At 60.9% G+C, this 17,660-nt stretch carries 17 protein-coding genes; 5 read left to right on the top strand and 12 right to left on the bottom strand.

The features are described 5' to 3' along the window. Positions 1-29: 29 nt before the first annotated feature. From LDB29_RS19095 to LDB29_RS19065, 7 genes are all read right to left on the bottom strand, one after another. Positions 30-2,507 carry an Hsp70 family protein gene (locus LDB29_RS19095; protein WP_257555410.1) on the bottom strand — a complete coding sequence of 826 codons (2,478 nt, stop codon included), beginning with the start codon at positions 2,505-2,507 and terminating at the stop codon, positions 30-32. Between the two features lie 10 nt (positions 2,508-2,517). Next, positions 2,518-2,880 (bottom strand): hypothetical protein, encoded by a 363-nt coding sequence (locus LDB29_RS19090; protein ID WP_373886283.1) that lies wholly within the window; start codon positions 2,878-2,880, stop codon positions 2,518-2,520. A 664-nt stretch (positions 2,881-3,544) separates the two neighbouring features. Next, the gene (locus tag LDB29_RS19085; RefSeq protein WP_257555406.1) at positions 3,545-4,093 is read right to left on the bottom strand and encodes a hypothetical protein; all 549 of its coding nucleotides are present in this window, start codon (positions 4,091-4,093) and stop codon (positions 3,545-3,547) included. A 74-nt stretch (positions 4,094-4,167) separates the two neighbouring features. Further along, entirely contained in the window at positions 4,168-5,025 is an 858-nt protein-coding gene (locus LDB29_RS19080; protein ID WP_257555404.1) for a hypothetical protein, read from the bottom strand. A gap of 158 nt (positions 5,026-5,183) precedes the next feature. Further along, entirely contained in the window at positions 5,184-5,843 is a 660-nt protein-coding gene (locus tag LDB29_RS19075) for a hypothetical protein (protein WP_257555403.1), read from the bottom strand. A gap of 46 nt (positions 5,844-5,889) precedes the next feature. Further along, positions 5,890-6,540 carry a hypothetical protein gene (locus tag LDB29_RS19070; RefSeq protein ID WP_257555402.1) on the bottom strand — a complete coding sequence of 217 codons (651 nt, stop codon included), beginning with the start codon at positions 6,538-6,540 and terminating at the stop codon, positions 5,890-5,892. Between the two features lie 52 nt (positions 6,541-6,592). Beyond that, a complete protein-coding gene (locus LDB29_RS19065) occupies positions 6,593-6,736 on the bottom strand; it encodes a hypothetical protein (RefSeq protein WP_257555400.1) in 144 nt (47 codons plus the stop codon). A 381-nt stretch (positions 6,737-7,117) separates the two neighbouring features. Between LDB29_RS19065 and LDB29_RS19060 the strand changes: the two genes are divergently transcribed. Both LDB29_RS19060 and LDB29_RS19055 read left to right on the top strand, forming a co-directional pair. Further along, positions 7,118-7,468 (top strand): hypothetical protein, encoded by a 351-nt coding sequence (locus tag LDB29_RS19060; protein WP_257555398.1) that lies wholly within the window; start codon positions 7,118-7,120, stop codon positions 7,466-7,468. Positions 7,469-7,477: 9 nt separating this feature from the next. Beyond that, positions 7,478-8,140, top strand: coding sequence for a hypothetical protein (locus LDB29_RS19055; protein ID WP_257555396.1), 663 nt, complete (start codon positions 7,478-7,480; stop codon positions 8,138-8,140). Between the two features lie 63 nt (positions 8,141-8,203). Here the strand turns inward: LDB29_RS19055 and LDB29_RS19050 are convergent, their stop codons facing one another. Further along, a complete protein-coding gene (locus LDB29_RS19050; protein WP_257555394.1) occupies positions 8,204-10,996 on the bottom strand; it encodes a MobA/MobL family protein in 2,793 nt (930 codons plus the stop codon). A gap of 17 nt (positions 10,997-11,013) precedes the next feature. Between LDB29_RS19050 and LDB29_RS19045 the strand changes: the two genes are divergently transcribed. From LDB29_RS19045 to LDB29_RS19035, 3 genes are read left to right on the top strand one after another with little or no spacing between them, the layout of a single operon-like run. Beyond that, entirely contained in the window at positions 11,014-11,700 is a 687-nt protein-coding gene (locus LDB29_RS19045; protein ID WP_257555392.1) for a hypothetical protein, read from the top strand. Then, positions 11,697-12,005: a hypothetical protein gene (locus LDB29_RS19040; protein ID WP_257555390.1), complete on the top strand. Its 309-nt coding sequence runs from the start codon at positions 11,697-11,699 to the stop codon at positions 12,003-12,005. The genes LDB29_RS19045 and LDB29_RS19040 overlap by 4 nt, the downstream gene beginning before the upstream one ends. 6 nt (positions 12,006-12,011) lie before the next feature. After that, positions 12,012-13,766 carry a hypothetical protein gene (locus LDB29_RS19035; RefSeq protein WP_257555389.1) on the top strand — a complete coding sequence of 585 codons (1,755 nt, stop codon included), beginning with the start codon at positions 12,012-12,014 and terminating at the stop codon, positions 13,764-13,766. 346 nt (positions 13,767-14,112) lie between these two features. Here LDB29_RS19035 and LDB29_RS19030 read toward each other — a convergent pair whose 3' ends face one another. The 4 genes from LDB29_RS19030 to LDB29_RS19015 all read right to left on the bottom strand — a co-directional run bounded on the left by LDB29_RS19030 (position 14,113) and on the right by LDB29_RS19015 (position 17,124). After that, positions 14,113-14,694: a response regulator transcription factor gene (locus tag LDB29_RS19030; protein WP_257555387.1), complete on the bottom strand. Its 582-nt coding sequence runs from the start codon at positions 14,692-14,694 to the stop codon at positions 14,113-14,115. Next, complete coding sequence (locus tag LDB29_RS19025; protein ID WP_257555384.1) at positions 14,691-16,184, bottom strand: ATP-binding protein; 1,494 nt, start codon at positions 16,182-16,184, stop codon at positions 14,691-14,693. The genes LDB29_RS19030 and LDB29_RS19025 overlap by 4 nt, the downstream gene beginning before the upstream one ends. 392 nt (positions 16,185-16,576) lie before the next feature. Beyond that, positions 16,577-16,765, bottom strand: a complete 189-nt coding sequence (locus LDB29_RS19020; RefSeq protein WP_257555383.1) for a hypothetical protein — start codon at positions 16,763-16,765, stop codon at positions 16,577-16,579. A 137-nt stretch (positions 16,766-16,902) separates the two neighbouring features. Then, a complete protein-coding gene (locus LDB29_RS19015; protein ID WP_257555382.1) occupies positions 16,903-17,124 on the bottom strand; it encodes a MarR family winged helix-turn-helix transcriptional regulator in 222 nt (73 codons plus the stop codon). Positions 17,125-17,660: the final 536 nt, after the last annotated feature.

The following is a 17,660-nucleotide window of genomic DNA, read 5'->3' as shown; positions in this document are numbered from 1 at the left end:
CAGTCCTTGAGGAAAACGCGAGCCCGCCATCAGCCCCTCACGATGTTGGTCATGGCGAGCATCTCCTCCTCGCCGACGCGGGTGAAGCGGAGCTGATCCAGATGGATGAGAACCTTGCGCAACTCGTCGAGATCCGGACGAGCCAGCACGGCCTGCCCCTGCTTGATGAGCGTCGACCATTGGGCATGGTCGAGGAACTGTTCGGGGCTGCGGGCCAGCCAGTGGAAACGCTCGACTACGAACTCATCCGATCGCCAGAGCGCGTCGATGTTTTTGCTGCGGAGGTCAGCCAGATGCGACTCGAAATCGTTCGCGTTCGTGTCGATCGAGTGCTGCGCCGTTCGCGCCAAGGCATCGAAAGACTGCTGTTCGTCGGGGCGAGCGAACTCGCGCGACCAGTCGTTGAACGTACTCACGATTGAGTCGAGGTCGACCTGCCGGATCGCCTTCAGGTGATCCTTGCGCAAGGCCGAGATCTCACGGCGAGCTGCACGGATTTCGTCCAGCGCCTCCTTGGTGTCTTCGGGCACTGCCTGCTCGGCATCGATCGCGCCCGCCTTGGCGATCCTGTTGCGGATTCCGTCGATCCGGTAGTCATCGACGTGCTTGGCGATTTCGTCCAGGCGCGAGGCCGTGGCATCGGCCTCGACTGTCACTAGCGTGGCGGCCTGTGAATAATCGATCTGCGCATCCTGCCGGGCATAATAGTTATGGCCGCTGGAAAATGAGCCGCCGATATCGGGGACGGAGATGTCGAGGCGGATATTGCCGCTGTCCGTGACCTCGAACTCGCACAGGATCTGCGCGCCGGTCGGAATCATGCCATCCTCAAAGTCCGAACCGGCTACGCGGAAGGTGCCGATGAAGACATTGTCCTCGATCGGCTCCTTGATGTCGCCTTCCCACAGCTTGAAGTTCAGCGCGGCGGCGCTTCCAGCCCGAAGGTTTTCGCCGGCTCGGAAGCTGACCGCACCCTTTTTGGGGAGAGGATCGCCGGCACGGACCAGCGGCTGGAGGCCTCGCGCGCCGTTTCGAGACTCCAGCACTTCTATGCTGATCGTATGGGATGCAGGGATAGCGTCGATCTGCGCGGCTGTCCGGCTGATGACGATTCGGTCGTTGCCGATCGTAACCGGGCCGCCAGTGGCGTCGAAGACGAATACGCGAAACGCATTCTCGCCGGGCTTGGCGAGCGGCAGTTCGAGCGTTGCACCCTCGCGAAGGGGCTTACGGCCGGACGACCATCCGGTGTCGAGGCTATCAACCTGAAACTCACCCTCCGATGAGCCAATCTTCCGCGCGACGATCTTCGCCGAAGCGTCGGGGGTGCGTGCCACATAGGCGAACTCCAGATCAGACGAGGAAAGTGAACTGCGAGACGCTTTGCGGCCACGGCCCTCGTTGGTCCAGTCTATCGATTCCGCGAAGATGGCTGCCCCCTCTGCAACCGCTGTCATCGGATTCACGTCCGTTGATGCGGCGATGCCCAGTTCGAACGCCACCTTGTCGCGCAGCGGCTTGTACTGGGTCGGTCCACCGACGAAAACGATACGATCGACATCGTGCGGGCTGACGCCGGCCTGCTCCAGCGTCTGGCGCGCCGATGTCACTGCCCGTTCGAGGATCGGAGAGATAAGGGCGTTGAGTCTGGTCCGGTCGAGCGGGATGTCGACGTAGATTTCCTCATCGGACAGATCGCGGACGCCGACCTCGCTCTCGGAAAGCGCTACCACCGATTCTTCGGCGTGGGACAGTTCGATCTTGGCCTTCTCCGCCGCCCAAGTGGCCATACGGACCAGGGTGCGAAACTTCGGATTGACGATGAAGTCGTCACCGAGGTCGAAATTGTCGACCAGCCAGGGCTTCACCACCTCGTCGAGCAGCGCGCGATCGATATCGCGGCCACCGCACATCTCCACGCCGCCGTGCGCGAGGAGAGAGACACGACCTTTCATGCTCTGGGCGATAGCGATGTCCAGCGTTCCGCCGCCGAGGTCGAATACCAGGAAGGTGCCGTCACGGCTGCGCTGCCGCATGACGCTCATCACGGCCGCAACGGGTTCCTGCATCAATGCCACCCGGCCGATCCCGGCAGCCTCGGCCGCGGCCAGGGTGGCGTCCTTCTGCATCTGGTTGAAGGCGGCGGGAACGGTGATGACGGTGCCAGTGTCGGCCTCGTTGCGCATCGTCTCCGGCAGATAGCCGAATACCGTACGCAGGACCTCTGCCGAACATTCCTCGGGCGTCATGGTGCGATCGAGGGCAGCTAACCGGATCGGCGTGCTCGTGCCCATCATGCGCTTGAAGAGGGTGGCCGCATTGTCCGGGTTGCGCGCAGCATTGTTATAGGCCCGGCTACCCACGAACTTATTGCCGCGGCGATCGAGGAAGATCGCCGACGGGGTGACGTCGTGCTGCTCGGGGCTCTTGTAGAGGGTGACGGATTCACCGTTGAAGCTGGAGATGGCACTGTTGGTCGTGCCGAGATCGATACCGACGTATTCCACTTTTACCTCTTCACTTCCTGAGCATCATGGTGCCGGTGCGGCGAACGCCGTCCGGGCCCATGACGATGGGTTCCATCATCTGTTCGACGTAGAGGATGTCTTCCGGCTCGAAATCGGCGGCGTTCAGGGCTGCGGCGGCCATGCCCTCGTCGTAGCGTTCGCCATCGAGATCGACTATGTGGAGGCCCAATGGTGCCAGGCTGTCTGCCAGCTTCCGCTGGAAGTAGCGGATCTGGTTGGACTGGCGACCAGCGGCCTTGATATCGCGCGGGTCGATCGATCGCTGGAACATGCGCGAGAAGCGCCAGCTCTCGACCGCAAGGTTTATGAGCAGTTCTTCGGCGTCGAAAGAATCAGATGTATCCAAGATCATTGCCCCCTGAGAATTCGTGGCTTGCGCGAAGTCCCTGATTTCGTTCTAGGATGAAGATGAGATTTTGCCAACGCATAGAAGATGGTGCTTAACAAAATCGTCCCAAGGCGTTTCGACGCCATTTGAAACGACTTACTTACTACTGTTGGTGGAGGATCGCTGTGGCAGGGCGTTGCAGGTGATCATGTAGGACGGCGAGTCGTTGGGACAGCGGCTCATCGCTGAAAGCCTGGTACGAGGTTGGGACGGAAGCCGCTAAGCTGCTAATATCCTGCCTCATCACATAACTGAGCGTCTGGGCCATCAGTAAATGCTCGGCCTCTGCGACCATGACGACCTTGTTTGACAACTGAGCGATTCAAATTTTGCGTTTAACCATGCTCTCCTTTTCCATGCTGGCAACATGATGAGGTCAACAGGAGAAAGGAAAAAAAAGAAAGAAACAGGACGCACAGTTCCTGTGTCCCGAATGCATCGTTCGGGCAAAAAAGCGCAAATCCGCTTTGCGTTTTAACTGTTCGGTAGGAACCGAACCTTATTCGCCTTAGCGAAGCCTTTTTTTCCTTTCTCCATTGCTCTTCTTGACCGCTTCTTTTGAAGCTGTCTGCGCCGGCACATGGCCGGCGCAGGACGAGCTCGAAGCGTTTGTGCGCTTCGCGAGCGTTCAGCCGAACATCCTCACGATGGTCGCATTGGCCTGATCCGGCATCGCTTCCGCGAATGACGACCCTCTCGGAAGGAGGTGGGCGATCGGCAATGGTCCCTCTGCGGTGATCTGCGTTATTTCGCGCCAGCGACGGGCGGCGCGTTCGACGCCCGCCTTGATCTTGCTGCGCGGGGGAAGTGGCTTTGCCATAAGTAGGTGGCGCGGGCCGACCGTCCAACGATGCTCCTGCGTCAGTAGTTCGATCGGCGCTTCTTCGCTGGCCGCGTATAGCTGTACGCGTGGGTGCCAATCCACATACAGGGTTTGGCGGAGGGCGAGCGAAACGTTGATCGGTTCAACGGAGTCTGTGCCGAAGTTCACATGAACGACGTCGTTGCCGCTTTCCTGAACCATCTGGCAGATCCAGTTTGCGCCTTCAACGTCTCGTTCGCCTCCCGAGCAGAAGGCGATGGTGTGCGCGGTCGGCGCGAACTGCGGGTAACCCATCAGGCCGCGAAGGGCGAACGTGGCGGCGTTGATCATGGTTTTGGTGTGGTGAATAGTCATCGCACATTCCTTCTTGGGCCAGCGGCCCATTTCTTCATTTTCCGTCCCTTCTAAGGACGCAATTCTCTTCTCTTTCAGATGGCTGGTGCGAGCGCGCCCATGCGCGCGGTTTCGGTGGCAAAGGCGATGCGCAGGGCGTCGTCGCGATAGGCGAGCCAGTCCCGATGATAGGGACGGTGCGCGCAATTTTCGGCGATGAAGGTCGCGAGCCGCATTTTCGCTTCAAGCGCCGAGGCGCCTTCGCCCGCCATGTGGCGCCAAAGCATCAGGACCATGCACGTAGTTAACGTGTCGCCCTCCGCCACCGCACGGACCGACGACCATTTACCATGCTCCATGAGCCGCGACACGAGGTCGGCGCGGCAGACCGTCTTGACCGGAATGGACAACCGCGCGGCCACTTCGGCGAGATGCACCGGGCCGGCCCCGGCACACACTTCGCTCATCAGGTCGCGATGGCCGGATTCGTGCCGTCGCCATGGGGAGAGCAGGCCCTTGAGGGCGTCAGGGATGCGCAGGCCTAACGTCATGGCAGACATCAACATGCGCGGTAGATCGACATGGAAGCCGCCCCAGGTGACGAGTTCGACCGCGCCGAGCTGCTGCATATCGTTAAAGAACGCCGTTAAGATCGCGGCTTCATCCTGCTCCGGCAGGCCTCGGCTTTCGAGGCGAAGGGGACGCAGGCCATCGCCCGCATCGGACAGGACGAGCCAGGAGAGGGTGACGAGGCGAAGGAACGGCCAGCGCGGCGTGACGCGGGGATCGTTCGATGCGTCTGCCGGTTTACCTGTGGGCCGATCGTTTGGGGCGAAGCGTTCGGTCGCCTGGTAGCGCGCATGGGCGGCGGTATCATAGGTAAATTCGCCATCCAGGACGACGATGAACCGGGGCGAGGCAGCCTTGAAGGCACGGGCGGGATCGATATGCATGGGATATTCTCCAGAAAGATGGGGTGCGCTGACGGGAAGCCGAAGCTGATCGGCAGCGGCTGAAAGTCAGCCATCGGTGCGCGAAACGATGAGGCTGGAAGACTCCCGGCACGACGTGGCGCATCGTGCCGGGGGCAGTGAAAATCGTCAGTAGACGATCAGTCTTGGTCGGAAATCGGCGTGGCCGCGCGCCATTTGTCCAGCGCGTGCACCGCTCGCGCCGCGATAGGATCCACATCGAAGTCGGCAAACTGCCTCGCCCAGGCCAGCCAGCCAGCGATCGCTTCCTGTTTCAGTTGCGGGATCGCGATCTCGGCATCCGGCAACAACGACAAGGGCACCGTCGAGTGGCAGTCCGCGACCTGAACACCAGCATCGCAGATGCAGGGCACCGGTAGCGCGCGAGCCTGACGCAGATACCATGTGTCGGCTGCGGGCAGTTCCCGCCAGCGACCTGCGGTATCGCCCGCCGCTGCCACCAGGATAGGATGTCGTTCCGGATCGGCGAGCGCGGCCAGACGCCGTGCCGCTGGCCACCATTTGTCCCAGGTGACGATCGCGCCGTCGTCCGGCACCCGATCATTCAGCCAGTCCAGCAGATCGGTGACGATGTCTCCTGGCTGGAGGTAAGTTGCATCGGCTTCGATGCTGAAGCCGCCGTCGAAGTCCGGCTGTACCGATAGCAGGCCGATGCCAGCCAATATCCGGCAATCCGGGCGGTGGCGCATACCGTGGCAACAGCCGGCGGTCCGCAAGCTGATGGCGATGCTGCGGGGCGCAAAGCCCCGATGCATGATCGAGAGATCGATCAATTCCATGGAAATATCCTTCGATAGGGACGCGCCCGCAGGCGCGGCAGGCGTGTCAGCCAGCGATGGAAGTGAGATTGCGCTCATGCGCGCGGGTGGAGGCGCGATCGGTATCGCGCAGCCACTGGACCAGATGCCGGTGGAGGATCGTGGCCAGTTCACGACCAAGGCCGCTCTTGCGTTCGATCGCGGCGACCGTCATCCGCCATGTCGCGATCGCGTCGATCTCGGCATCCACCGCGATCTGGTCGATGTCGCCCTTGACCCAGGCGACGAAGCGCTCAGCCGGATCGGTCGACGCGCAGGCAATGTGGGCCTGAGCGCAGGCGTTATGAAGGGAGATGAAGCGCCTTCGATCTTCGACCTGGAGGCGAATGATGGGCTGGTTACCTCCACCGGCCAGGCTGCGGAAGCCCGAGGAATAGGCGACGTCCGGCAACTGGCCGAGCAGTTCGACAACGCGGCCCGGCCCGTACATCGACAGGGTAGCCTGATCGTCGCTGAGGCGATCATCGATCCACTCGAAAAACTCCTGCGCGGGTCTGTTGGGTCGCAGGATGAAGGAGGAGAGGTCAAAGCTGACCTGTCCGGCGACGACTGTCACGGTCAGCGCGGCAGCGCCGACCGCGATGTCGCCACTGGCGGTCGGATGACCGGCATTGATGGTGACGGGCGTAAATGCGGTGATGGTATGGGAGGGGAGCATGGTCGTCTCCGATGGGCGCACGACCGCACACCGCCCTCGGACGGTGGGGTGATCATGGGCTGGCTGGGATACCGGCGTTGCCGGTGAGTGAATGAAGGCTGGAAGCTGCGCAGGCTTGCGCCTGTTCTATTTTCCTTCTTCCAAAACCTTCGACTTCACTGCTGTTCAGCACACCCGCCAGCGGCGCCTTTTCCATGCTGCCTTCAGACCAAGTCGATCGACCGGATTTCGTTCGCCATCGGTTAATCTGCTGATTATAGACTGGTCCTTGCACGGGAAGCGGTTCCCGGGCCGGGGCGTGGAAACCCTGACAATAGAAGCCGGTCGGAAGACCGTACTGGTCGAAGAGCTTATCGGCCGGGTGGCGGACGCGTATGTCCAAGCCACCGGCTAAAGGCGTTCGCGCCTGATCTATTGCAGGTTTCCAACACCCGGCTCCAAGGGCCGGCATCCCGCTTCAACGGGATGCCGCCGGCTGGGCGTCATCCGCCGACAAGGGGATGAGCATGGCGGTTAGCGTTGTGAAGAAGGGGCGGCTGCGTAGCCGAAAATGGCCGGTTGAAAGGTCGGTGAGACGATGATCGTCCGCACCGTTCCGTTCGTCCCGAACTTCATTCTTGGCGGCATCTATCTGTTCGTGCCGGGCCTGCTCCTCACCCTGTTCCTGAACAGTGAGCCGCCGGGCGCTATCCTTGTTGCGCTCACGGCGCTCGCGGCGCTCATCAGACCACAGGCTAACCCGATGCTCTTCTGCGTGTTGTGTTCGCTTAGGACGGTGCCATTTCTCATCGCAGGTGCGATGGCCGTCGGAATGCGGATCGGCCTTGCCCAGCAGGGTTGGCCCGCCTTCTTCTTCTTCATCGCCATCGGCGCCGTGGCGCACGCGCGCATCCACTTCCTGCGCGTGAGGCGCCAGATCGTTATCTAGGAGACAGACATGCTGCATATCATCGCGCTGGCGCTTGCGGCCGCGCCCGCCGTCAATATTTCCGAAGTCGGCGTGACCCGCGCCGCTTCCGTGACGGAACAGGACAAGCCCGCAACGTTCGAATTGGCGGGCTTCAGGCTCGGCATGAGCGAAGCAGAGGTAGAGGGCGTCATCAAATTCCGCAGGCTGAAGGTCAAGCGCGCCCTGCGCGTCATCGGGTTCGAGGATCAGGTACGCGGCCTCATCCGCGCGCGCGAAGGCCGTGCACCGGAAACCGGCAAGTCCGTTCTGGGCGAAGTCGAGTTCTACGACCTGAAGGGCGGCCGCATCCTTCTGAAGCTGTTGGCCTGGCCTGGTGCCGCCCGGATATCTACCATCACCTATCTGCCGCCCCGCGGGACGGATCCGCAGGAATGGCGCAGGCTCCTGTCTCAGAAATATGGGCCAGCGGCAGATGGCGGCGGAGCAATCGACAGTGAGGGCCTTCATGCCAGATGGTGTGGACATGCCTCCTGCTCGGGAGCCTTTGCCGCCTTCCTCCTGTCGGCTGATGTCGGCGAGGACGGAGGATCGGTTCAGCTCAAGCAGCCAGATGGAACGAATAGCCGCCGCGCCAAGCTGATCGAAGCCGACGCCGGGCGACGCGGACCTCGTTCGACGCCGAACTTCTGACGCCGCATGACGCCTGGCACTTTCAGGATCCGCAACGGCTGACAGCCCCTTGCCATAAGATCGTCAATCGCCCCTGCCACGATCCGATCGATCGATTCCGATCCAGGGACGGATGGGCGTGGGTTTGTCGTTGGAAGTATCAGGTGGCGGCTGGCTTGTTCCCGTACGACCGGAGAGCGGTGTCGCTTCCATTGGTTCATTGGCGCTCGCCTGATTTTTGTTCGGCTCATGCCGTGCGCTGGACGAGCAATCTGGCGTCTTCGTCGACACGTCGGCTGCGGCTGCGGCAGCGCGATCCTTCAGGATGGATTGCATGAGGTCATCATGCCGCCAGGCGTCGGCCAGTTGCCGGATGGCGGCAGGCGCCTTGTCGCCGAGCGTCCAGCGTCCCTGGCGATTCAGGATATGCTCCGGCGCGGCCTGCACATGCTGGATGATGCGGGCTTTCTCATTGGCCTGTTCCTTGGCGATCAGCTTTAGTTCGCGCTGGCTGTCGGCACCGCAGGTCGCTTCGGCCCGGAGCGCGAACCGGAGTAGCAAGTTTAGCGGAACGATGCGCTTACCGTCCTGCTCGGCCAGATGCGGCCGTTCGCTCCGAATCGCTTCATACATCTGATTTAGGCCTGCTGCCTCGTCATCCACGGCGCGCTTGTGGAGAGCATCGGTCAGCCGAGGCTCCGTGAAGCCGATATCGACAATCAGCGCGCGGTCGGCAGGCGGCAGCATTTCAAGGTCCGGCAGGATTGTCGATTTGTCCCACCGATATGGGCGCTGCGATGATTGACGGAGGATACGACAAGCGTCTGCAATTTGGCGATCGCGCTCCGCTGCCCGCCGCCTCTCGTCGGCAAGCTGCGCCGCCGCCTCGGCCTTGGCGGCGGTTTCCGCCCGTTCCTGATCCATGCGACGACGTTCACGCAGAGCCGAGATGAGGCTTTCGCTATCCATCGACCGCACCAGCGCGGCATCATCCTGCGCCATCGCGGAAGCGTCCAGCAGGATCCGGTTCGCCTGAACCCTATAAGGCGGAACAGGCGCGTTCATTAACAGCGCTCTGCCGCGTCCATCGCGAACGGCGGCATCATGGCGGTCGACAGCGCGCTTGATCCGTTCCAGATGCTGACGGATGCTCGCTGTCTGCTTGATGTCTGGCGTACGCAGTCTTAAGGCTTTTGCGATATGACGCGCGGTCTGTCCGAGGCTGGCCATGAGCGAATGATCGGGGCGGCGACTTACAGGACGAACAGCGCGGATGACGCGGATTCGGTGCGCCAATATTTCGAATTGGGAGCGCTTGATCTTGGGGCGGGCCGCTCGGCGCAGCGCCAGGCTCCGGCATCGATCGGCTATCGTTCGGATCGCCGCGATCTTCGTGGCGATGCGCTCGCGCCTTGCCGCAATATCCACCGATTTCGCCAACAACGCGGTGAGACGCTCGGACATGTCGGCCATATGGGCGACCGCGTCCCGCGCGGCGGCGGCTTCATTGCGCTCGACCACCATCGCATTGCGCTCGATGACGGCAACGGATTCGCCGCGTTCGTGCGCCGCCATCCGCGCAGGGCCGACATGGGCCTGACGCACGGCGTCGATCCCCCGTTCGGCATAGGTCAGGTGCGTGTATCTTTCAGCTTTGCCCGCGGCCCGGCACGCATTGTTCATACGCCTCGCAGCCACGGCACGCATGAGTTTCAGGCCTTCCGGATCGGTAAGGTCGGTGACCTTCTCCTGAGCGAACTCCCATTCGTGATCACCGGTGCGCTCACAAGGCCTGGTCGAGAAGGCGATATGCGCATGGTAGTTGCGCTCATCCCCCTTCGGATCCGGCTTATGGATAGCAGCGACCCAAGGCAGGCCTAACTGCCCGAAAGTCCGTTCGCAGAATTTTTGCACCATTTCGCGGCGCTGCGCGGGATCGAGATCATGGGGCAGGTTCCACACGATGCGATACTGCACGGTCGCATTGGCGCGATAGGCTTGCTCAAGCTCCTCGATGGCGTCCCAAGCTGCGGCGATTTCTTCGACGGTCTCGCCCATGTTTGACAGGATGCCGGATGTCGAACTGCCGCCGCCTTGTTCGAGCGCGTCGTCGCGCAGAATATAACCGATATGGGAAGCACTGAGGCCGGGTCGCCACGTCTTCGATTTGAGACCGACATATTTGACCTGAAAATATAGTGCGACGCGACCCCGCGCATCGACAAGCGGCGCGGCATAGGCACGAATGGCGCGGCGCGACGGAGTCGCTTTAAGCGCCCGCTGCCGCCGTGCAGGGCCGGGCTTCGCAGCGCGGTCAGAGCCAAGCCGCCGGACGCGGATAGGACGGCCCCAGGCCTGCTTCAGTGCGCGGTCGAGGCGCCGGTTGGCGTCATCCTGCTCCCGGGCGGCCCGCGCGGCGCGCAGGCGGCGCACAACACCGACACGTTTAAGCGCAGCGGCCATGGTGCGTTCGGCCGCCATCGCCCGCCGCTCTGTACGGTTAGCGCCCATAAGCAGCCGGAACACCGTCGCGTCGGCTTTCGCCCAGATGCCTGCCTCGGACTCGAACTCCATGACCCTACCTCGATCTTGCGCCGCAGGCTGGGGGGTGGGACGAGAGGCGGATGCGCCGTTGACCGGGGTCAACATTTCTTTCGCATTCCCACCCCCCACTTCTTCCTTGGGTGCGGCAAAACGGATGGTGGGCCATTTCCTCTGTTTGGTCAGAGGGACACTACTGTGCGCTTGGCGCGTAGCTCGCTGCTCCCGGTATCCAGCCCCAGTCTTGCACCTAAGGGCTTCAGCAGCACCGGCACTGCAAGAGTAGTGTCCCTCCGACAGAAAGCGGTCGACGGGCCAAAACGAGGCTGTCCACATCGAATCGGAGACAAGCCATGCATTATGACCGAGAAGAAAGCCGCCGCCGCCGTCTGCTGGAAAAGGCGCAGGCAGAGCAGAAGGAGTTGGAACAGAAGCTCGCCAAGCAGAAACAGGTGGCGCGCAACGCCAAGGCCCGGCTCCTGGCAACCACGCGGTCCGAACAGTGGCATCGCATGTCGTTGGCCTGGATCGACCGGGATGCTGGCTATGATGGCGAAATGGCGACGGCCCGCGTCTGGCTGCGCAATATGCCGCCGAATGACTATATCGCGATCATCGCGAAGTTCGCAGAGAAGATGCCGGACGCCACGAACCTCCAGGTTGAGGTCGCCGCAGTCCAGGCCAACCGGGAAGCCTGGAACTTCATGGGCGACATGCTTCTGCTCGACCGGGCGAAGCAGGCCTATGCGGCGGATGCCGCAAAGTTTCGGGCATGGCAGCAGGAGCATCCCGACAGTGGTTGGCGCAAGAAGCCCGCAACGCGAAGCCAAGGTTTCCTTATCAGCAGGATGTGTGCCGTGCTCGAAATCGAAGCGCCGACGCGGATGAATCGGGGCGAAGCGCATGACTGGATCGAGCGCAACGGCGGCAACCCGCGTCTCGTCGCGGAACCGGACGCTCCGGTTTCGCCGGCCTTGCCGCTGACCGGGGGTGCCAGCGCGGCCGATGTGGCGCAGAATGACGGGGAGCAGCCGGCATGAAAAATCTGCTCGAAACGGCCCGCACGATCACCGTGACCGGCAAGCAGGAGACCTTCGAGAATTTCGACCGTCTCACCGCGTGGATCGATGGCTATATCCGGATCATGGCCGAGCTCGAAACCGCGCTGGATATGCCCGACACTGACCACAGGCAGACGTGGGACAAGATTGCGGTTATCGCTGACACGATTGGTCACTATCTCGCGGCACAGGATGAATGGCTCGCTGACCATGATGCGTCCCTGTCCATGGAAATCACTGAGGTCCGCAGGTCGATACGCAATTTCAACGATTTGACGGGATGAAGGGTCATGAACGCGATGACCTTCGCCGACGACATCATGATGGCACTGCGCCAGGCCGGGATGATCGACGATCCCAGCCTGGCTGCGCGTCCTGGCTGGGATTATCGGGTCCCTGGCAAGGCGCTTACTGACGGAAAAGGTATCGCCAGGACAGCACATCGGCTGCCCACGAACTATGCTCATATCAATAAGGATGCCCGCGCAATCATCGCGCCCGACATGGATGCACGTCAACTGACCGGTGCCTTGTGGCGGCAATGCATGATCCTCCCTGGTGATGATGAGGCATTCGGGGAGGAGGATGTCTTTGCCGTCAGCGCGCTGGACGCATTCTGTCCGTCCGCCGACCATCTTATCGCCGTGGTCGGTTATGAGCCGCGGGACATCGCCCTCTATCTCGATGATCTGCGCGAGCGTGACGACAGGCTCTTCCGGCTTGTGCTCGCCAAGGATTTCCGCGCCGCGGTAGAGCGCCATCCCGCCATCGTGCATGATGAATGGCCCAGCCGAGCGAGGCGATACTGGAAGGAGGGCCAGGCCGATTATCTGCCCCCCTTCCTGGCGACGGTGCTTTATGCCGAGTTGGCGCGTCTGGCGATGAATGAGGCGGGCCTTATCGGTCTTGCCTTTGACGGCGATGTCGAGCTAACGACCACGCAACTGCTCAAGCGCATAGCGGTAACTGGAACGATCCAAGCCGCACCAGCCGTGTCGCAGGCTTTGCGGCACGCTTTGTACCAATCGCATGCCTTGGTGCCGCCCGCGCTGTTGAACGAAGCGGATCCTTCTGTGAAGCGAGCCTGGGTACAGACCATCGCGTCGCATATCGCCCTCGACGTTGGGCGCGGAAGCGCCATAGACCTTGCCGCTACCCCGCCCGAGCGCGCATCTGCGCTGGAGGCCAAATTCGCCAGTCACCCGCAGTTTCTTAAACAGAAGGGCAAGCGCGGATTGGTCCGAAAGTCGCACTTGGCCGCCACATTCTGGGGTTTGAACTGGCGCCGCAATGCAGCCGTACGCCTCCTCGAAATTGCTGTTACCGCCCGGGAATGGAACAAGCAGCATCGACCCGACGGTCCCCGGATGCCGGCGGCGCTGAATTCCAATCCAACCAACCCGCTATGGGCTGCATTGGTGGCTATCAGCTTTCGTTGGCTGGCGACGCACAATCCCGCCGCGGCGCTCCCGTATCTTGGCAAGATGTGGGGCAAGGAAAAGAAGCGGTGGGGTTTCGATCATCTGACCGCCAGCGACATCAATCCCCTGACGATCGACTTCCATATCGGCGAGTTCTCAGGCGAAACCTTGTTCCGCGACGCGCGCCAGCGTTTAAAGAAACTGCCGCAACCGGGCGAGCTTGGTTACACGGCCAGAAGTCAGGCACATCTGTGGCTGGACGAGGAGGGCGACGACATCGCCCATTTTCAACGCTTCCAGCAGGATGCACGGATCGACCACTGGGCAGCACAGAACGGGCTGCTGCCGTCCCTGCTTCGACGTGAAAGCCGTCCCGGTGCTGGGACGGTTGCTGACTTCATGTATGAAAATGGCCTAGCTGCAAATTACGGCAGCATCGGTCATAATCTGCCGCCCTCTATGTCTCAGGATGTCGTGGCTGCGCGCGGGGCTCAGTTGCTCAGCCATTGCATATCGCCTCTAGCGACGGATCCGATCTTGGCAAGAATGGCGCGAATCTTGCCGCTACGCGGGAGTAGATCTCAGGCCTGTCGGCGCCAACAAAGGCGACGTTCGTGCGCTTGAGCGACGGCACCGAAACTAGCCTTTCATTCATCGTGGGCGAGAGGCGTTTGAATGACGAGGCCGGGGAAATTCGAGACGGTCGGCTTCTGAAGACGCGCTCGAGTATAGCTGCCGCTCGCAGCGCATAGGCTAATGGCAGTAGACGGGCCGCCACCCGTCACTGTCCGCACTGTATGATCGATTGGCTCTGCTTGGAAGCGGACTCCACAGCGCCGCAACGATTACGGGGCGACGCCATTCTCTGCCGCCAAATCGTACCTACCCTGTTCGCACTGTAACAGAGCTGACAATTCACTATCTTCGGGCCGTGGTGATTGCGATCAATTTCCAGATGTAGGACGAGCATTTAGCGGGCTAAGGCGATCAACTGCGCTAGCCCATTTGCTCCGGTTTTAAACATAACAGAGGCGCGGTGGTCTTCGACTGTTCTAGAACTCAGGCTCAGCATCGCCGCAATCACTTTGTTGCTATATCCTTGGGTGAGGAGATCGAAAACCTGCCGCTCGCGCGGTGTCAGGCTGGCGGTGCGGGCCAGTTGCTGGCGTCGCCCGCTGGACCAGCTGACCCCTTCCTCCACGGCCGCGAGCAGGCGCTCCTCATCCAGCGGCTTTTCCAGATAATCGAGGCCCCCATAGCGCCGCACCGAATCCACCGCATTGGCCGTGGTCGGCCAGGCGGTCATGAAGATGATCGCAGAGGACGGATCGATCTCCCTGATCCGGTCGGCGAAGGCGAAGCCGTCCAGATCCCCCATCATCACATCGGTGACGATGCAGTCGGCGGGCGCACCGGCATAGACGTCCAGCAAGGGAGCGGGATCGAGAAAAGGCTGCGCATCGAAGCCGTGACGGCGCAGCAGCCGGGCAACGCTGGCGCCCAGATCGCGGTCGTCATCCACCACATAAACCTTCGCAGCATCGTTCATCATGCCAATTCTCCGGTCACCGGCAGGGAAATGGTGGCGCGGACATCGCCATGCGCAGATATGTCGCGCGAAAGGGTGCCGCCATGGGCCTCGACAATGGCGCGAGCAACCAGCGTGCCCACGCCCATGCCGCCATTGGGAAGCATGTCGGCACCCTGACGGTTCGACACGATGATCTGCACCCGGTTGTCTACCCTCATGGCGGCGAGTCGGACCTGCGCATCCCCTGCGCCCTGAATGGCGTTGCGCAGCAGGTTGACCACCGCCTGCGCCAGTTCCACCTCCTGCGCGAGCACGACGAGATCGGGGTCGATCGGATCGACCTTCAGCGTCACGCCCTCGCTTTTTGCCTCGGGCGCGGCCAGTGCGGCGACGCTCTCTACCAGGGCCGACACCGGCAACGGCGTCGGCTCGTCGACCGCGCGACCGCCATATCGGCGCAGCCGCCGCACCAGATTGGACAGGGTCGCCGCCTTGCGATCGATCAGCGCGGCGCTTTCAGCGATTTCCGGATCGGATATTCCGGTGATGGCGTGGAGGTGCCTGGCTTCAATCGCCAGCGTGGACAGCGGCTGGCTGATCTCATGGATAACGGCGACCGACATGGCTCGCAGGGTCTTCAGCCGCTCTGCCTGAAAAAGCATCCGGTCGCGCCGCTCGACATCGATACGCGCCTGCCGCTGCGCGTCGGCAAAGCTGCCGGCGAGATAGCCGACCACCACCACGGTCGCCAATCCCAGATGCAGTTGCAGCCGGGCGGCCGTGGTCATGTCCTGCGCCGTCTGCGGCAACATGAGGAGGGTCACAATGGCCAGCGCCACCCAGGCGGCGGTTCGCCCGAAACGCAGGCCGATCCAGGCGACAGTGAAGATGACGGGCATGGGCTGAGCACCCAACCCGACCCGGCGCAACGCTTCGGTTATGGCGATTCCGCTGAGCAACAGGATGCTGCTTTCCGCCAGCTCGGGCCAGCGCATTCTGGCACCGATCCGCATGCCCGGACGGTGGCGGCGCGTCAGCAGCTCAGCCACCCACAGCAAAGGTGGCGCAAGGATCAGCACGCCCAGCAGATCGCCAACGGCGAAGGCGGAGAGGGATGTGATGACCTCGTGAGCGCTCTGCACGCGGGTCATGTCGGGACGCAAAAGCGACTCCGGCAACGCGGACAGAGCCGCCACATTCGGAGCCGCCACCGCCGCGAGCCCAAATGGCATGGGCGGGATCAGGATCGTGGCACGGGAACCGCTGGCCAGCCAGCGGATCGCCGCGACGGTCGCGCCATAGGCGAAAACCGGCCGGACGATCCCGAACAGGATGATCGGCCAGTCCGGCATTCTGAAAGAAAAAATGCCCTTCGCAATGTCGACCACGATCTCGACAAGGGCGATGAAAGGCGTCAGCCAGGCGCCCGCATACCATAGCAGTGCGAGCCGCAGCCCGGCCGCCGGATACCAGACAGAATAGAATCCGGCCCCGCCCCAGGCCGCGGCCATCCAATGCGCGATCGCAAATCCTGCTGCATAGGCAGCCAGCAACGCCAGCTGAAGTTGATCAGGTATCCACCGCCGACGACGATTCCGCAGGCGCAGCATTGGAGGGGGTACACTGGTCATTACAGCCATCTGGCAGCGCTTGCCGCCTGATAAAAGCCGGAAAAAACCCGGAACCTCCTGTGCAGGCGCCGTTACCCCCGTGAGGAGGCGCGAGAATATCGACCAGACGCCCACATCAGCCTCAGCCGCGATATTGGATGGTCCCCCTTGTCGTCCTGCCAGCCCTGAAGCCCACAAGAGGCGGATGCGCATGATTCACCCGCAATGGCCCAAAAGGCGCCCGGGCGATGTCAGGCAGGCCTGTCGCAATTTTCGGGGTAGAAACTCTATGATCAGGGAATTTTCCGGATAGCGTCGACATCGATCTCCTCAGACTGAGGAGCGGCTTGAAATGCCACGGCCCGTCGGGTTGCCGAACGCATTTGCCGGATACCGTGTCGATCGATCCAACCGTTGATCATCACCGTCAGGAAGGCAATATCTTCCCGACGAATTTGTCCGTAAAATATGGATGAGATCATAGCGAGTTGGATCCTATGGAATCTTGAACTCATAAAAATCCGCCATTTTGGATCATATTTTGCGGATTTATGATTTTTTTCTTGAAAATTACAAATTTTCTCTCGCCTATTACTATACAGTAATAAAATTGGCGAATTCAGGAAACATGCGAGACAGATAGGTCGCCGTTGCTCAGAAATATCCGCTTTACTCTTTTATCATGCGGATCATCTTTCAAATAGATAACGCCGCTATTTTCCAGCTTTCTCACGAGAATATAGAAACCTCGATAGGACAAATCGAGAAATGTCATCGCCTCCTTGATGGAAAGCGATCCTTTTTGCTTGAGAGTCAAAATGATTTTTGCCTCTGGCTTCATCAGATTGAATCCAAAATTCTTTTTGAAACATTGTTCCATCTGAAGAATTTCGCTGATTTTCAAACTATCATGCACAGGCAATTCCCAGGACTTGTCACCAACAAACTCATTTTTTGGTGCGACCCAAGGATGCAGACCCGATGTGGGGGCGCGTAACGCCCGTCAATCAACATCGATAACCCCGGGTTTCTACTGACCCACAAACTGACCGAGATCAACCATGAAATATATATAAAAAGTATACATTTAAATGCTCGGTTTGTGACAAACATCTGGATAGACGAGGCATCATTCGGAGATTTCCTTAACGCAATCCAGATAAGGAATTGGTTCTCCGATGCTCAGAAACGAGCGAATTGTGGGAAAAGAAATGATTGGATGGGGCCGATCGTCTGTCAAATACCTACCAAATTAGCGTGAAGTAATTTCTGAGAACAGGTTTCTGTCGCCCTCTGTGAACTTCGGTTCACGGAACGGCGACCTGCAACCTCCAAAAGCGACCCAGAAGAAAGGTTCAAGAATGAAGAAAAGGATCA

It is taken from the genome of Sphingobium sp. CFD-2 (genome assembly GCF_024611135.1).
In the GTDB taxonomy this organism is placed as follows: Bacteria; Pseudomonadota; Alphaproteobacteria; order Sphingomonadales; family Sphingomonadaceae; genus Sphingobium; species Sphingobium fuliginis.
This window is presented reverse-complemented; position numbering and strand designations above follow the sequence as displayed.

What these genes read in the sequence shown, in the direction of transcription:
- LDB29_RS19030 (WP_257555387.1), bottom strand. Translation starts at nt 14,694, where the DNA reads ATGATGAACGATGCTGCGAAGGTTTATGTGGTGGATGACGACCGCGAT.
- LDB29_RS19035 (WP_257555389.1), top strand. Translation starts at nt 12,012, where the DNA reads ATGAACGCGATGACCTTCGCCGACGACATCATGATGGCACTGCGCCAG.
- LDB29_RS19060 (WP_257555398.1), top strand. Translation starts at nt 7,118, where the DNA reads ATGATCGTCCGCACCGTTCCGTTCGTCCCGAACTTCATTCTTGGCGGC.
- LDB29_RS19055 (WP_257555396.1), top strand. Translation starts at nt 7,478, where the DNA reads ATGCTGCATATCATCGCGCTGGCGCTTGCGGCCGCGCCCGCCGTCAAT.
- LDB29_RS19020 (WP_257555383.1), bottom strand. Translation starts at nt 16,765, where the DNA reads ATGATCTCATCCATATTTTACGGACAAATTCGTCGGGAAGATATTGCC.
- LDB29_RS19025 (WP_257555384.1), bottom strand. Translation starts at nt 16,184, where the DNA reads ATGGCCGCGGCCTGGGGCGGGGCCGGATTCTATTCTGTCTGGTATCCG.
- LDB29_RS19045 (WP_257555392.1), top strand. Translation starts at nt 11,014, where the DNA reads ATGCATTATGACCGAGAAGAAAGCCGCCGCCGCCGTCTGCTGGAAAAG.
- LDB29_RS19070 (WP_257555402.1), bottom strand. Translation starts at nt 6,540, where the DNA reads ATGCTCCCCTCCCATACCATCACCGCATTTACGCCCGTCACCATCAAT.
- LDB29_RS19040 (WP_257555390.1), top strand. Translation starts at nt 11,697, where the DNA reads ATGAAAAATCTGCTCGAAACGGCCCGCACGATCACCGTGACCGGCAAG.
- LDB29_RS19080 (WP_257555404.1), bottom strand. Translation starts at nt 5,025, where the DNA reads ATGCATATCGATCCCGCCCGTGCCTTCAAGGCTGCCTCGCCCCGGTTC.
- LDB29_RS19085 (WP_257555406.1), bottom strand. Translation starts at nt 4,093, where the DNA reads ATGACTATTCACCACACCAAAACCATGATCAACGCCGCCACGTTCGCC.
- LDB29_RS19065 (WP_257555400.1), bottom strand. Translation starts at nt 6,736, where the DNA reads ATGGAAAAGGCGCCGCTGGCGGGTGTGCTGAACAGCAGTGAAGTCGAA.
- LDB29_RS19015 (WP_257555382.1), bottom strand. Translation starts at nt 17,124, where the DNA reads ATGAAGCCAGAGGCAAAAATCATTTTGACTCTCAAGCAAAAAGGATCG.
- LDB29_RS19075 (WP_257555403.1), bottom strand. Translation starts at nt 5,843, where the DNA reads ATGGAATTGATCGATCTCTCGATCATGCATCGGGGCTTTGCGCCCCGC.
- LDB29_RS19090 (WP_373886283.1), bottom strand. Translation starts at nt 2,880, where the DNA reads ATGATCTTGGATACATCTGATTCTTTCGACGCCGAAGAACTGCTCATA.
- LDB29_RS19050 (WP_257555394.1), bottom strand. Translation starts at nt 10,996, where the DNA reads ATGTGGACAGCCTCGTTTTGGCCCGTCGACCGCTTTCTGTCGGAGGGA.